General features: G+C 76.3%; 14 protein-coding genes. 6 read left to right on the forward strand and 8 right to left on the reverse strand.

The features are described 5' to 3' along the window. The first annotated feature begins 85 nt into the window (after positions 1 to 85). On the forward strand, positions 86 to 568 hold the full coding sequence (locus ABZ340_RS05320) for an ATP-binding protein (protein ID WP_358780389.1): 483 nt from the start codon (positions 86 to 88) through the stop codon (positions 566 to 568). Positions 569 to 717: 149 nt separating this feature from the next. On the opposite strand, the gene ABZ340_RS05325 is transcribed toward ABZ340_RS05320, so the two are convergent. Continuing rightward, a complete protein-coding gene (locus tag ABZ340_RS05325; protein ID WP_358780390.1) occupies positions 718 to 1,797 on the reverse strand; it encodes a DUF2637 domain-containing protein in 1,080 nt (359 codons plus the stop codon). Between the two features lie 299 nt (positions 1,798 to 2,096). Further along, positions 2,097 to 2,942 (reverse strand): (2Fe-2S)-binding protein, encoded by an 846-nt coding sequence (locus tag ABZ340_RS05330; protein WP_358780391.1) that lies wholly within the window; start codon positions 2,940 to 2,942, stop codon positions 2,097 to 2,099. Between the two features lie 180 nt (positions 2,943 to 3,122). On the opposite strand from ABZ340_RS05330, the gene ABZ340_RS05335 reads away from it, so the two are divergent. After that, positions 3,123 to 3,923, forward strand: coding sequence for a GntR family transcriptional regulator (locus tag ABZ340_RS05335; RefSeq protein ID WP_358780392.1), 801 nt, complete (start codon positions 3,123 to 3,125; stop codon positions 3,921 to 3,923). Between the two features lie 149 nt (positions 3,924 to 4,072). Here ABZ340_RS05335 and secD read toward each other — a convergent pair whose 3' ends face one another. The 4 genes from secD to ABZ340_RS05355 form a co-directional block, all read right to left on the reverse strand. Beyond that, positions 4,073 to 6,382, reverse strand: coding sequence for a protein translocase subunit SecD (gene secD, locus ABZ340_RS05340; RefSeq protein ID WP_358780393.1), 2,310 nt, complete (start codon positions 6,380 to 6,382; stop codon positions 4,073 to 4,075). A 94-nt stretch (positions 6,383 to 6,476) separates the two neighbouring features. Further along, positions 6,477 to 6,962, reverse strand: coding sequence for a hypothetical protein (locus tag ABZ340_RS05345; protein WP_358780394.1), 486 nt, complete (start codon positions 6,960 to 6,962; stop codon positions 6,477 to 6,479). 104 nt (positions 6,963 to 7,066) lie between these two features. Then, positions 7,067 to 7,732, reverse strand: coding sequence for a response regulator transcription factor (locus tag ABZ340_RS05350; RefSeq protein ID WP_358780395.1), 666 nt, complete (start codon positions 7,730 to 7,732; stop codon positions 7,067 to 7,069). Beyond that, positions 7,729 to 8,682, reverse strand: coding sequence for a HAMP domain-containing sensor histidine kinase (locus tag ABZ340_RS05355; RefSeq protein WP_358780396.1), 954 nt, complete (start codon positions 8,680 to 8,682; stop codon positions 7,729 to 7,731). The genes ABZ340_RS05350 and ABZ340_RS05355 overlap by 4 nt, the downstream gene beginning before the upstream one ends. 396 nt (positions 8,683 to 9,078) lie before the next feature. Here ABZ340_RS05355 and ABZ340_RS05360 point away from each other — a divergent pair, with 396 nt between their 5' ends. From ABZ340_RS05360 to ABZ340_RS05375, 4 genes are all read left to right on the forward strand, one after another. Beyond that, on the forward strand, positions 9,079 to 9,405 hold the full coding sequence (locus tag ABZ340_RS05360) for a TraR/DksA C4-type zinc finger protein (protein ID WP_358780397.1): 327 nt from the start codon (positions 9,079 to 9,081) through the stop codon (positions 9,403 to 9,405). Positions 9,406 to 9,473: 68 nt separating this feature from the next. Continuing rightward, positions 9,474 to 9,845, forward strand: a complete 372-nt coding sequence (locus ABZ340_RS05365) for a hypothetical protein (protein ID WP_358780398.1) — start codon at positions 9,474 to 9,476, stop codon at positions 9,843 to 9,845. Next, positions 9,842 to 10,738, forward strand: a complete 897-nt coding sequence (locus tag ABZ340_RS05370) for a rod shape-determining protein (protein WP_358780399.1) — start codon at positions 9,842 to 9,844, stop codon at positions 10,736 to 10,738. The genes ABZ340_RS05365 and ABZ340_RS05370 overlap by 4 nt, the downstream gene beginning before the upstream one ends. 319 nt (positions 10,739 to 11,057) lie before the next feature. Beyond that, positions 11,058 to 11,681 (forward strand): hypothetical protein, encoded by a 624-nt coding sequence (locus ABZ340_RS05375; RefSeq protein ID WP_358780400.1) that lies wholly within the window; start codon positions 11,058 to 11,060, stop codon positions 11,679 to 11,681. A gap of 198 nt (positions 11,682 to 11,879) precedes the next feature. On the opposite strand, the gene ABZ340_RS05380 is transcribed toward ABZ340_RS05375, so the two are convergent. Continuing rightward, a complete protein-coding gene (locus ABZ340_RS05380) occupies positions 11,880 to 12,662 on the reverse strand; it encodes a hypothetical protein (RefSeq protein ID WP_358780401.1) in 783 nt (260 codons plus the stop codon). Positions 12,663 to 12,848: 186 nt separating this feature from the next. After that, complete coding sequence (locus ABZ340_RS05385; protein ID WP_358780402.1) at positions 12,849 to 14,585, reverse strand: PucR family transcriptional regulator ligand-binding domain-containing protein; 1,737 nt, start codon at positions 14,583 to 14,585, stop codon at positions 12,849 to 12,851. Positions 14,586 to 14,632: the final 47 nt, after the last annotated feature.

The raw sequence follows: 14,632 nt of genomic DNA on the forward strand, positions 1-14,632 counted from the left end.
GGACTGCCTCGCCTCCGATCGGGCAAGGATCCTCGTGAACGTGTTCGGGCAGGAGGGGAACCGACATCGGTACGCGGGCGGGGGCATGAAGAGGCAGGCGGGAGGGGGCGGCCCCGCGACGGTCGGCACCCCCTCGGCACACGGCACGGCGGAGCAGCGGACCGGTGTCACCCGGGGAGCGGCGACCCAGCTCAGGCGCAGACTCGGGCGGGCGGACCTGCGGGCCGTGCCCGAGGCGCGCAGGGCGCTGCGCGAGCTGCTGCGGCACTGGGGCAGACCCGGACGGTCGGAGATCGCGGAGCTGCTGACCAGCGAACTCGTCACCAACGCGCTCGTCCACACCGACGACGACGCCGTCCTGACGGCCACCGTCGGGCCGCGCGGCCTGCGGGTGGAGGTACGGGACTTCACGGCCCGGCGGCCCCGGCAGCCGTGTGTCCCCGGTCCCGGTGACGCCACGCACGGCAGGGGACTGGTGCTGCTGGAGTCCCTCGCGGACGCGTGGGGCGTACGGGCGCACGGGGTGGGCAAGTCGGTCTGGTTCGAACTGGACGCCGAGGCGGCGTGACGGCCTGCGGCCATGTGAACGCCAAAGGGGCGTGAATGCCGAAGGGGCGTGAATGCCGAAGGGGGCGTGACCCGAGGTCACGCCCCCTTTCTCGGGGAAGCCGTATCCGCGGCACGAGGCCGGCCGGCCTCACCGGTCCCATCCGCCGGTCAGCCGAACTGCTGCTCCAGGTCTTTGAGTTTGCGTTCCAGGGAGTCCAGCCGCGGCAGGGCCTGGGTGTCGTCCTCAGCGGTGAGATCGACGGTGACCGGGCGGTCGGTCCCGCCGCGCGCCGGCTGCAGGGAGGGACGCGCGCGCCGGGGCAGCCGCTCCGGTGAGGAGGCCGTGGAGGGCGCGGTCGGCCCGGATATGGCGGGCTCCGCGGAGGCCCGGTCCGCGCCCCGCTCCACCGCCTGCACCTCGATCTCGACCTGCGGCCCGTCGCCGCGCCCGGGAAGCCCCCGGTGGCCCCGGCTGATCGCCTTCAGGTGCGCCCGCTCCAGGCGCTGCTGCTCGCGGCGCCGCTGCCGGGCCTCCTCCTTCTGCCGCCGGTCCTCGCGCACCTCCTCGACCGCCTCGTCCAGGCTGCGCACCCCCTCCAGGAGCATGAGCGACCAGGCCCGGTAGGTCTCCCGGGGAGCCCGCAGCCAGCGGACGATGCGGATCTGCGGCAGCGGGCGCGGCACCAGGCCCTGCTCGCGCAGCGCGGCCCGGCGGGTCTGCTTCAGTGCGCGGTCGAACAGAACCGCCGCCGACAGGGACATGCCCGCGAAGAAGTGCGGGGCTCCCGCGTGGCCCACGCCCCGCGGCGCGTGCACCCAGTTGAACCAGGCCGCCGCCAGCGCGAACGTCCACACCAGTATCCGGGAGCCGAGCGCCGCGTCACCGTGGCTGGCCTCGCGCACCGCGAGCACGGAGCAGAACATCGCCGCCCCGTCCAGCCCGAACGGAACCAGGTACTGCCAGCCGCCGGACAGCCCGAGGTTCTGCTCGCCGAAGCCGACCAGGCCGTGGAAGGAGAGCGCCGCCGCGACCGCGGCGCAGCAGAACAGCAGGACGTAGGAGGCGGTGCCGTAGACGGCCTCCTTGCGTCTGCGGCGCTCCTCGGCGCGCTCCCACGAGTCGTCCGCGCTCGCGTGTTTGCCCGAGGCGCGCCTGCCGCGCGCGAGCACCGCAACCGCCGCCAGCATGCCCAGGAGCAGGACGGCGCCCGGAAGCAGCCAGTTCAGCGATATGTCGGTCAGTCTCATCTGGGTCCCTTGCCGTGCGATAGGGCGTGACGCCCGTCATGGTGGCCCAAAGCCGGTGACCCTCAGGGGGTTTCACGGCAAGAGGCCGCCAACGAAGTGCGGGAGGGACGTTCGAGGCGAGATTCTTTTCGAACTGGCGCTTGATCAGAGCGAATCGAGTTCGAATGAGAGCGCCGGTAAGGGTGGTTCCGCGAATGCTTCCGGTGATTCGTGGGACGGCTGTGGACCGAGTACGGCCGTATGGGGGTCCCCACGCGGATGACCCCGGCCGGCGCCGGGGCGGGAGGGCGCCCGGAGGGTCAGCGGGCGACGGCGGCCGGCTTGCGGACGCGGTCCGCGTCACAGGTGCGCGGGCAGGTGGCGCAGGTGTCCTCGGGGCGCACCGTGTAGAACATGCAGCAGCTCGCCCGGTCCCGGGTGCGCACGGGCTCCCCGTCCGGACCGGTCAGCTCACGGAACGCCGCCGCGCCGACGTACGGCCGGGTCGCGCCCGGCAGCAGCAGCTCCAGCTCGTGCCGCGCCCGCTCCTCCTCGCCGAGCAGATGGGCGACGTACCACAGGCCCTCGACGATCTCGTCGGTCGCCATGCCCCACAGCGCGCGCCCGCGCCGCCGCATGCGCGGCCCGAAACCGCCCAGCACCGGCTCCAGGTGCTCGGCGACCGCGGCCCGGACCTCGGCGCGCAGCGCCTCCTCGCCGGCGACCACGCGGGCGCCGGGCAGCGCGGCGGCCGGATCGCCGGGCAGGCAGGCGAAGCCCTCCGGGCGTACGGCCATCCGGCCGACGGACAGACCGGGAGCGGTGCGGTCGAACGAGACGTGCGTCACGGGGTAGCGGGGCACCCGGCGGTGCAGGAACCACGGCACGGTGATCAGCAGGCAGGCCGGCCAGGCGTACCGGTGCAGCCCGAAGCTCGCCACCACGTCCGGGCGCGCCCGGAGCCCGTAGTCGCGCAGCACCTGTGCGTCGTCCCACGCCAGGAACTCGGCCAGACCGGCACCGTCCTGGGCGAGCGAGGCGGCGGCGATCCATCCGCCGCCCTGCGGCGCCGGTTCGCCCGGGCCGAGCTCGGTGACGGCCAGTCCGGGGAAGACCTCGGTCAGACGGGCGTACGCGTCCGCGACGGCCGAGCGGGGCACGGGCATACGGGACCACCGATCACGTCACAACGGGCGGGCTGATTGAAGGTAAGCCTTACCTTATCCCGAGATCGTTGAGATGTGAACCGACCGCCACTGCGCTTATCGTGCTCGACGGACGAGTGACCCCACGCCGTCCCGCCCACACGTCGGCCCGTCGCACCGACCCGTCCGGAGGAGGAACCCGTGAAGCAGGGCATCCAGGGATCCGCCGCCCCGGACGACGCCGCGGCGCGCCCGCCGGGGCGGCTGCGGGTGCCGCCCCAGCCGGGCGCCGCGGACACGGAGCGGAGCCGGGCCGACGCAGCCGGGCCCGTGCGCGGCGAGCACACGCACAGCGAACCGCCCGCCCCCCGGACCCGGCCCCTCATCCAGCGGACCTCCGTGCGCGGGCAGATCCTCGACGCCCTGCGCACCGCGCTGGTGGCGGGCGACCTGCGGCCCGGCGAGGTCTACTCGGCCCCGGCGCTCGGCGAGCGGTTCGGCGTGTCGGCGACCCCCGTGCGGGAGGCGATGCAGCAGCTCGCGCTGGAGGGCGCCGTCGAGGTCGTCCCCAACCGGGGTTTCCGCGTCCTGGAACGCAGCGGCCGGGAACTGGCCGAGCTGGCCGAGGTCCGGGCGCTGATCGAGGTGCCGGTGGTGCTGCGCCTGGCCCGTACGGTGCCCGCCGCGCGCTGGGCGGAGCTGCGCCCCTTCGCCGAGGCGACCGTCCGCGCCGCCTCCGCCGGATGCCGGGCCGGCTACGCCGAGGCCGACCGCGCCTTCCACGGCGCGGTGCTCGCCCTGGCCGGCAACGACCAGCTGGTCCGGATCGCCGCGGACCTGCACCGCCGCTCCCAGTGGCCGCTGGTCGGCCTCCCCGCGGTGCGCGGACGCGCCGACCTGGTGGCCGACGCCCACGAGCACACCGCCCTGCTGGACGCGCTGATCGCCGGGGACCTGGACGTGGTGCGGGCGCTGGTGGAGGACCACTTCGCGGTTTCCTGAGCGGCTGCCGGCCACTGCGCCCGCCGACGCGCCTGCCTACGTGCCTGAGCCTACCGGCGTGTCCGCGCCTGCCGGTGTGCCTGCGCCTGCCGGCGTGTCCGCGCCTGCCGGTGTGCCCGCGCCCGTCGGCGCGGCGTGCCGCCCGGCCGCTACCCCGCGCGGCGGGCGCCGGCCTGCTCGGCCGTCGTCCCGCGCGCCGCGCGCCGGGTGCCTGTCCGCCCGGCACCGCGCCGGTCCAGCGCGACCGCGACGGGGGCGGCCGTGAACACCGACGACCAGGTTCCGACCGCCAGGCCGACGAGCAGGGCCAGCGCGAAGTCGGTGAGCGCGTCCTCGCCGAGGACGGCGAGCGCGCCGACGACGAGCACCGCGCCCATGCCGGTGCTGACGGTCCGCGGCAGCGTCTGCGCCACCGCCCGGTCCACCACCCGGGACAGCGGCAGCCCGCGCTCGCGTCCGCGCAACTCCCTGACCCGGTCGAAGAGGACGACCGAGTCGTTGACGGAGTAGCCGACGACGGTCAGCACCGCCGCGAGGAACACCCCGTCGACGGGTTTGCCGAGCCAGGCGAAGACACCGACGAGGATCACCACGTCGTGGGCGAGGGCGGTGACGGCGGCGGTGCCGAACAGCCAGCGGAAGCGGGCCGCCAGGTAGAGCAGCTGGGCGCCGAGCGCCATGGCGAGGGCGATGAGCGCGTTGCGCCGCAGCTCTTCGCCGAGGCTCGGGCCGATCATCTCGTCGCGGAGCTTGTCCGCCCCGCCCCCGAGGCCGCCGACGACCTCGGTGACGCGGTGGGCCTCGGCGTCGGTCAGCTCCCCGGTGCGCACCGACAGCCCGGCCTCGCCCGACGTCTGGACCACCGCGCGGGGCAGGCCCGCGTCGGCCAGCGCGGCGCGGGCCCGGCCGGGGTCGACCGGCTTCGTGGTGGCGTACTCGACGAGGCGTCCGCCGGTGAACTCCACCCCGGGGTCCAGACCGCGCACCGCGATGCCCGCACCCGCCAGGGCCAGCAGGGCGGCGGAGACGGCCAGCCAGCGGCGCGGGCGGTGCATCAGGCGCGGGTCCCGGCGCAGTACGGCCTCACGGACCCGGCCGGCGGTGGCGATACCGGTGAGGCGGGGGCGGCTGCGCACCGCCGGACGGCTCACCGCGAAGTCGGCGAGGACGCGGGTGACGACCAGGGCGCTGACCATGGACGCCAGGACACCGATGCCGAGGGTCACGCCGAAACCGCGCACCGGCCCGGAGGCGAGGAGGAACAGCAGGGCGGCGGCGATCAGTGTGGTGACGTTGGAGTCGGCGATCGCGCTGAAGGCACCGCGGAAGCCCGCCGTCAGGGCCGACCGGGGGCTGGGGCGGGTGCGGGCGGCGTACTCCTCCCGGGCGCGCTCGAACACCAGTACGTTGGCGTCCACGGCCATGCCGATCGCCAGGACGAACCCGGCCAGACCCGGCAGGGTCAGGGTGGCGCCGAGCGCGGCCAGCGCGGCGTAGGAGATCAGGCCGTAGCAGACCAGGGCGAGGGCGGCCAGCGCGCCCATCAGCCGGTAGACGCCGACGATGAACAGGGCGGTCAGCGCGGTGCCGACGACCGCCGCCCACGCCCCGGCCTCGATGGCCCGTTCCCCCAGGGTGGGACCGACGGTGCGCTGTTCCACGGTCTCCACCGGCACCGGCAGCGCGCCCCCGTTGACCAGCAGGGCCAGCTCGCGGGCCTCCGCGTCGTCGAACGAGCCGGTGATCTGCGTGGAACCGCCGGCGATGCCGCCGCCGCAGGCGACCGACGGGTCGACCTGGGGGGAGGAGATCACGGTGTCGTCGAGGGTGATGGCGACCCGGCGCCGCGGGTCTCCGGCCGGATGGCAGGCGGCCTCCCCGGTCAGCCGGGCCCACCCCGCGCGGCCCTCGCCCTTGAAGTCCACGGTGACGTGCCACCCGGCGCCGCCCTGCTGGTCGAACCGGGCCTCGGCACCCTCGACGTGCTCTCCGGTCAGGGCGGCGGGCGCCAGCTGCAGTTTCGTGCCGGACTCGTCCGGCAGCACCCGCTCGCGCGGCCGTCCGGCGTCCGGGGGCGCGGACGCGCCGGTGCCTCCGGTGCCGTCGGCCGTGCCGAGCACCGCGTGGAAGGTGAGCTGGGCGGTACGGCCGAGGACCTCGGCCGCCTTCCTCGGGTCCTGGACCCCGGGCAGCTCGACGACGATCCGGTCGCTCCCGGAGCGCACGAGGGTCGGTTCGGCGACGCCCAGCGCGTCGATGCGCCCGCGCAGGACCTCCACCGTGCGGTCGGTGGCCTCCGCGTCGGCGGTGACGGTGGGCGTGGAGCGGGTCTCCAGCACGATCTGGGTGCCGCCGCGCAGGTCCAGCCCGAGGCGGACCGGCACGGTGACGGTGATGTACAGCGATACGGCGATCACGGCGAGGGCGAGGAACGCCCGCACCCGCAGGGAACGGTTCACAGGGGCCTCCGGCAGGCATGCCGCGGCTGCGGCCTGCGCGGGCCGCGGCGGGGAGGCGGCGCGAGGCGCCGCGGAAAAGGGGACGGACGGGACGTCAGATGCCGGAGGAGACGGGCGGCGCCCGCCCGCGATCGGGCCGCGACGGGAGCGGGCAGGCGGGCGGCGCGGCGGACCGGGCCGGGCGCCGCCCGTGGCCGCGTGCGGCGACGGCCGTACCGCCGTGCGCGCGGGTGGCGGCGTGGCCCGGGGCCGCGGGGCGCTCCCCGGAGTGCTCGTGCCGGGTCCCGGCCCGCGCGGCGCACCCGGCGCCGCACCCGTCGTCGGCGTACGGGCCGGGGCCGGGCTCCGCGTGGAGGACGGTGACGGCCGTGGGGGTGGTGCCAGCTGTGGGGGTGGCGATGGCCGTGGGGGCGAGGGCGGGGACGGTCGTGGGGGCCGTGGGGGCCGTGGGGGGCGTGGGGGAGGGGGCGGGCTCGGCGGGGGTGGCGGCCAGGGTCGTCAGTAGGGCCAGCAGCAGCGCGATCACCCACGCGCGCCCACGGTGGTGGGCCGAGGGGGCGGTGCCGGGTGCGGGGCGCATGCGCCGTCCCCTTCCGTGAGTGGCGGGTGTGGCCCTCGGGCCCGGGGCCCCGGCCCGGGAGCGGCGGCCGGGACCCCGGGCGGCCGGGGGCAGGGTTCCGGGGTTCAGGGTTCGACGAGGCCGACGCGGATGGCGTACCTGGTCAGTTCCAGGCGGTCGCGCAGGCCCAGTTTGTGCAGCAGGTTGGCCCGGTGCCGCTGGACCGTCTTGACACTGATGAACAGCAGCTCGGCGATCTCCTTCGAGGAGTGGCCCTCGGCGACGAGTTTGAGCACCTCCTCCTCGCGCGGTGTCAGCAGGCCCCCGGCGCTCTCCTCGCCCTGGCCCGCCCGGTCGAGGTGGCTGCGGATCAGGGCGGCGACCGCGCCGGGGTACAGGAACGGCTCGTCGCGCATCGCGGCCCGGCAGGCGGCGACCAGGTCCCGGTCGGCGACGGACTTCAGGACGTACCCGCAGGCCCCGGCGCGCAGCGCCTGGAACAGGTACTGCTCGTTGTCGTGCATGGACAGCATCAGCACCCGCAGCCCCGGCTTCAGCGCGGTCAGCTCACGGGCCGCCTGAAGTCCCGTCAGGCGCGGCATGGCGATGTCCAGCACGGCCAGGTCGACGTCGTGGGTGCGAGCCAGCTCCACCGTCTCCGCGCCGTCCCCGGCCTCGGCGACCACCCGCAGGTCCGGCTCCCGGTCGAGGATGAGGCGCACGCCGCGGCGCACCAGCGCGTGGTCGTCGGCGAGGAGGATGCGGATCGGGGACGTGCCGGGCGCGGTCACGGCCGCCCCCCAGACACCGGTGCGGTCAGCCGGACCCGGGTGCCGCCCGGCACGGCACGGGCGATGTCCAGGTCCGCGCCGACGAGCAGGGCCCGCTCGCGCATGCCGCGGATGCCGGCCCCCTCGCACACGGTCTCGATGCCGCGGCCGTCGTCGGTGACGCAGAGCTCCACCGCGCCGTCGGCGTGCCGCAGGCTCACCTCCACCTGCCCGGCGTCCGCGTGGCGGGCCGCGTTGGTGAGGCTTTCCTGCGCCACGCGGTAGAGGACCAGTTCGGTCTCCCGCTCCAGGGCGGGCAGAGCGGGATCGAAGCGGCGCAGCACCCGCAGACCGGTGTGGGTCGCGAAGTCGTGGGTCAGCGAGGTCAGCGCGCTGACCAGGCCGAGGTCGTCCAGGACGCCGGGCCGCAGCCGGCGCACCAGCCGGCGGACCTCGTCCAGGCTCTCCCGGGTGATCTCCTGCGCCTGGTGCAGCTCGCCGCGCAGCGGCTCGGCCGCCTCGTCCGCGGCCCGCTTGAGCACCAGCAGGATCGCGGTCATGCTCTGCCCCACCTCGTCGTGCAGCTCCTGGGCGATGCGCCGCCGCTCCGCCTCCTGGGCGAGCAGGACGCGGGCGCTGCTCGTGGCCCGTTCGCGCTCCAGCCGGTCGAGCATGGCGTTGAAAGTGCGGATCAGTTCGCCGACCTCGCCCCCGCCGGGCACCGGCAGCCGCTGGCCGGGGCGCAGCAGGTCGACGGTGGTCATCAGCCGGGTGAGCCGGTCCAGCGGGGCCAGGCCCCAGCGCAGCAGGGCGGCGTTGGCGACCAGCATGACGGCCAGGCCGCCGACCAGGATCACCGCCTCCGTCAGCAGCACCGGCACCGAGACGGTCACCGGCGCCCACAGCAGCAGCGCCGTGGCGGTGCCCAGAACCAGGGCGTTGAGCCCGAAGATCCGCCAGAACAGGGACACCCGGAGAACGCCTCCTCACTGCTCCTTGCGCGGCGCGGTGCGCCACGGTTCGCCTCAGGTGCCGGACTTCACGCACCCGGGCGGGAGCAGCGGCCCTCGGCCCGAGCGGGCCGGCAGCCAGCCTGCACCCGGCCGGGCGGCCGCGTCGATGGGCAACGACACCCATTTCCCGGGCGCGGCACCACCCACGGCGCGCACGCGCGCCGTCCCCGAGTGGGCGTGCCACCCACCGGTAAATGGGGCCTGCGCCCGATGGGCTCCGGACGCGGCGGCGGCCAGGGTGGACACCGACCGTCCACGCGCCGACCGTTCACGCGCCGACTGTCCAAGCACTGAGAAATCACGCACCGAGAAACCACGCACCGAGAAACCACGCACCGAGAAGTGGGGCCCACCATGTCGCTCGACGCCTCCCAGCCGGAATCCCGCACCGGCCGGCTGACCGCTCACGAGGCGCGCCAGCGCCTCGAACACGCCCGGAACACCTGCCTGACACAGCTGCACGCGCTGGCCCGGACGGGACAGGCGGCGGACGACCGCCTCCTGGCGGAGCAGAAGGCCGCCGTCGAACAGGCGCTGACGGAGATCGACGCGGCCTTCGCCCGCGTCGCCGACGGCACGTACGGCCGGTGCGAGGGCTGCGCCAAGCCCGTGCCGGCGGAGCGCCTGGAGATCCTTCCCTACACGCGCCACTGCGTGGCCTGCCGCCGCCGCACCGCCTGACCGTCCCGCGTCCCCGGCGCGCGTCCCCGTCCCGTGTCCCCGGCTCGCGCCCTGTCCCAGGGGTGAAAGTGGTGAATCACCAGACTCTCGGCGGCCGTCCGGCCGGCCTGACGCCCGAGCACCTCGCCGTGCTCCGCGCCGATCTGCTCGAACAGCGCCTGTTCCGGCGCGAGCAGCTGCGGCAGCTCGCCGCCGCCCGCCCGTCCCAGGCCGGCGGACCACGGCGGGAGGCCGCCTCCCGGGCCGAGGTACGGGCCCGGCTCACGGCCTCCGCGCGCATGGTCCTCGCCGACGTGGAGGCGGCGCTCGCCCGCATGGCCGAGGGGTGCTACGGCACCTGTCAGCTGTGCCGGCGCCCCATCGCCCTCGAACACCTGACGATCGTCCCGCAGGCCCGCCACTGCGGCGGCTGTCTGCGGGGGCGGGAGGCGGCGCGGTGACCGCGGCCCCTCGCGTCCGCGCCGCTTCCGGCCGGCACCGTCTCTGGCCGCTGTGCCGGCAGTGCTGCGGCGTCGCCCTCGATCCGGGCAGCGCCCGCACACGGGCCTGGGTCGCCGGCCGGGGCCTGGTCGTCGACGTGCCCACCGTGACGTTCCCCGGCGCCGTGTATCCCGTGCAGCGGGGCACCGTCGTCGACGTCCCCGGCCTGGCCCGGATGCTCGACCGGGTGATCGGCCGGCGTCTGCCCCGCCACGCCCGGCCGCTGATCGTCGTCACCACGCCCGTGCTGGGCGGCACCGGGCAGCGGGACGCGGTGCGCGCGGCCGTGCGGGGGCTGCGCCCGCGCGGGGTGCTGACCGTCACCGGCGCCCGGGCCGTCGCCCTGGCCGCGGGAGCCGACCCGGGCAGACCGCGGCTGGTCCTCGACATCGGCGCGCACCTGACCGAGGTGGTCCTGCTCGCCGACGGGGCCGTCCTGGACGCGCGCCGCACCGCCCTCGGCACCGGCGACCTGGACGCCGCCGGGACCACCTGTGCCGGCATGGCCGAAACGACGGCCGCCATGGTGGCCGCCGTCCTGCGCCAGGACCGTACGGGCCTGGCCCTGGAGGCCCTGCGCTCGGGGGTGCTCCTGGCCGGGGGAGGCGCCCTGCGCCCCGAGCTCACCAGCCGCCTCACCGGCAGACTGCACGCGCCCCTGCACATCGTGCCCGCGCCGCACACCGCCGCCGTCCGCGGCGCCGCCCGGCTCCTGGAAGCAGCCCACGCCCACCCCTCGGCCACCGCGGCGTCCGGCGGCCCGCACCCGCACCACCCCCTGCCGGCGTCCGTCCGCCGCCCGCCCGCGGACCGGGAGGAAGAGGACGACCGCCCGGCACCGGGGAGACGGTGACGACGACCGGTCTGCCCCGGTCCCACCGGGGTGGGGGACTGCTTGTGCCTCCCGGGGTGTGACCGCTCGCATCGCCTGGGATGTGACCGCTTGCGCGATCCGGGGGGTAGTCGCCCGCGCTGCCGGGGCGTGACCACCCGCACCGCCGGGGTGTGACCGCTCACGCTGCCGGGGAGGGCCCGCTCGCGCGACCCGGGGGGCGCCCGTGCCGCCCGGGGCGTGACCACCCGCACCGCCGGGGCGTGACCGGTCGTCCCGAGCCGCGGCTTCCCGCCGCCCCGCCGTACCGCTGCCGGACACCGACGGAAGGAGAAGGACCGTGGCAGGCGAGACAGTGCGCGCCGAGCCGCCGCCCGGACCGCCCCCGCGCGACGTGCTGTGGCGCTGGCGGCGCAACCCCCTGCGCCGCCCCGCCGACGTCGTGCTGGCGTGGACCGGCCTCGTGCTGCTGCTCACCGTCCTGGCGGGAGTGCCCGCCGCCGCGCTGTGGGCCGGCGACACCGCCCTGCGCCACTACCGGGAGTCCGCCGAACGGCAGGCGCGGACCCATCACCTCACCACCGCCGTCCTTCTGCGCGACGCGCCCCGCCACCCGGAGCCCGGATCGGCCGAGGCCCGGGAGACCCGCTACCCGGTCACGGTCCGGTACACCCCGCCGGACGGCCGGCCGCGTACCGCGCGGACCGAGGTCGTCCCCGGGCTGCGCGCCGGGAGCACCGTCCGTGTCCGGGTCGGGCCGGACGGCCGGCTCGGCGAGCCGCCGCCGGATTCCGGCGAGATCCGCAGCCGCGCCGCGGGCTGGGCACTGCTCGCCGCGATGGGCGTCGCGGCTGCCGGCGCCGCCGCGTACCGGGTGGCGGGCCGGGCGCTGGAGCGGCGCAATCTCGCCCGGTGGGACGCGGCGTGGGCGGCGGCGGCCCGCAGCTGGACCATTTCCCCCTGATGGCCCCCGAGAGGCCCTCGCCCTCCTTTGTCCCCCTGCTCCTCTGCCCTCTTGGCCCTTTGCCCTTCTGGGCCCTTGACCTTTGGCCTTTTGCTCCCTTGGCCCCTTGCCCCCCTTGCTCCTTTGGACTCTTGGCCCCTTGGCCCCCTTGCTCCTTTGGACTCTTGATCCCTTGGCCCCTTGGCCCCTGGTCCCTCCTCAGGCCGTCGCCGCTCCCGCCGCCGGCGGGGCCAGCTGCCGGGCCAGCCAGGTCGGCACTCCGCCCAGCAGCCGGTACAGGCGCCGCGCCTCCTCCCGCAGCCGGGACGCCTCCGGCTCCGTCTCCGTGTCGGCGAGGGAGACCAGCGCGGGGGCGGTGCCGACGAGGTAGCCGAGCTCCTCGCGGATCCGCAGCGACTCGGCGAACCCGTGCCGCGCCTCCGCCACCTCCCCGTCCCGCAGGGCGAGCCCGGCCAGGTGGCGCCAGGTGAACGACAGCAGCAGCGCGTCGGCGTGCGCGGTCGCCGCGGCGTGCGCCCGCCGGTACGCGGCGCGCGCGGCCTGCGGGGAGCGGGTCAGGTTCTCCGCGAGCAGCCCCCGCCGGAAGTCCAGCAGCGCCCGCCGCGGCGTCCCCGGCGGGATCAGCGCCGCCGCCCGGCCGAGCGCGGCCCGCGCCTCGTCGGCCCGGTCCCGCACGCCGTGCAGCGTGGCGGCGTAGGCGAGCTGCCCGCGTTCGCACGCGGCGGCCCCGCGTTCGTCGTCGGTGTGGGCGAGGGCCTCGGCGGTGCGCAGCGCGTCCTCGGCCTCCGCCCAGCCCTGCTCGGTGTACAGGCACCGCTCCACCAGCAGCGCGGCCCGCTGGAGCGCGGCGGCGGCGGTGACGGGCTGGAGCAGCGCCGCCGCGTCCGCCCAGCAGGCGCGCGAGCGCAGCCGCCACACCGCGGTCTGGAGCGGATCGTCACCTGCGGTCGTTCCCGTACCAGACATGGCGGTATGCGCCACCTCGCCCTCCCAAGCACGCCGTCGAGCCGTCGAGTGGTGGCCGCATCTCAGCACGAACCGACCGGCCCGGCCAAGAGGGTGGGTGAAAGATTTCACAAAGTCGTGGGACTCCCGGGCCCGTGGGGTTTCGCCGGACCCGTGGGGTTCCGTCGGCCCCGGGGAGTCCCGCCGGGGCCGCCCGGGGTTTCAGCTCATCCGCAGCGCCAGGAAGAAATCGAGCTTGTCCTCCAGCCGCGACAGATCGCGCCCCGTCAACTGCTCGATCCGCCCGACCCGGTAGCGCAACGTGTTGACGTGCAGGTGGAGCCGGGTGGCGCAGCGCGTCCAGGAGCCGTCGCAGTCCAGGAACGCCTCCAGGGTGGGGATCAGCTCGGCGCGGTGGCGGCGGTCGTAGTCGTGCAGCGGGTCCAGCAGCCGGGCCGTGAAGGCGCGGCGGACGTCGTCGGGGACGAACGGCAGCAGCAGGACGTGCGAGGCGAGCTCCTGGTGCCCGGCCGCGCACACCCGGCCCGGCCGGGCGGCGGCCACGCGCCGCGCGTGCCGCGCCTCCTCCAGCGCGCCGCGCAGCCCCTCCGCGGAGTGCACCGCCGCGCTGACGCCGAGCGTGACCCGCCCGTCGTCGTCCAGCCCGGCCGCCAGCGGGGCCCGTACGGCCTGAAGCAGCGCGTCGGCGAGGATGCCGGTCTCGGAGCCGTCGTGCTCGCTGGAGACCGCCGGAAGCGGGACGAGCGCGATGGCCTCGTCGCCGGTGTGGGCGACGGCGATGCGGTCGGAGTGCTCGGGGCCCGTCGACAGGGGGTCGACGAGGATCTCCTCCAGCAGGGCCTGGGCGACCGGGCCGGGCGGGACCTGCCCGTCCTCCCACTCGACGCGGGCCACCACGACCTGCCAGTGCGGGGCGGCGCCGAGGCCGGGCAGCAGCACCGGCGCGGCGACCCGCAGCCGGGCCGCGATCTCGGCGGGCGCCGCACCCGCCTGCACCAGCTCCAGGATCTCCTGGGCCAGGCGCCGCCGCACCGTGCGCGCCGCGTCGCGCCGGTCCCGTTCGACGGCGATGAGCTGGGTGACGCCGTACAGCAGGTCCAGGCGTTCCTCGGCCCAGTCCCCGGCGTCCGCCTCGACGGCCAGCAGCCAGTCCGACAGGACCGTCTCCCGGACGTCCCGGACGTCCCGGACGTCCCGGACGTCCCGGGCGGCCTGCGGGGGCCGTTCCGCCCCGGCCGCCGCCGGGCGGTGCCCCCAGCTGCGCACCGGGAAGAGGCTGAACGTCCGCGCGGGCGAGGTGCCGAGCGTCACCCGGTGCGGCGCGCGCCGGCCCGCGCGGGTGGCGGCCAGGTGCTCGGCCGCGAGCTGTGCGCAGACGTCGGAGGGCAGGACGGGGGCGGTCTCCTTCGGGCCCGCGATCATCCGCCCGGCCGGCGACAGCACCCAGGCCCGCAGGTCCAGGTCGGAGCGGAGCAGGTCCAGCACCACCTCCGGGCCGCCGCCCGCCGGGCCCGACGTCATCATCCGGCGGTGGCGGTCCACGACGGCCGCGAGGTCCCCGGCGCGCTCGCCGGAGACCTGCCGCACCACGTGCTCGGTGATCGTGGCGAACGCCACCGACTCGTGCACGGCGAACAGCGGCAGCCGGTGCCGGGCGCAGGCCGCCACCAGGTCGTCGGGCACATCGCCCAGCTCGGCCTCGCCGGCCGCGAGCGCGGCCACCCCGGCCTGCGCCAGGATCCGCACGAACGGCTCGGAGTCGGCGGCGTCCCGGCGCCAGGCCAGGCCGGTGAGGACCAGCTCCCCGCCCGACAGATAGCGGCTGGGGTCCCTGAGGTCGGTGGTCATGACGCCGCGTACGGTGCGGTCCAGCTCGTCCTCGCCGCCGAGCAGCCTCAGGCCCAGCGCGTCGGTGTCCAGCAGTGCGCGCAGCCGCATTCTCGTCGCCGCCGTTCCTTGTCTAGAAAAGTTCGTCGCATGGTCGA

Source organism: Streptomyces sp. NPDC006134 (assembly GCF_040628835.1).
GTDB lineage: Bacteria > Actinomycetota > Actinomycetes > Streptomycetales > Streptomycetaceae > Streptomyces.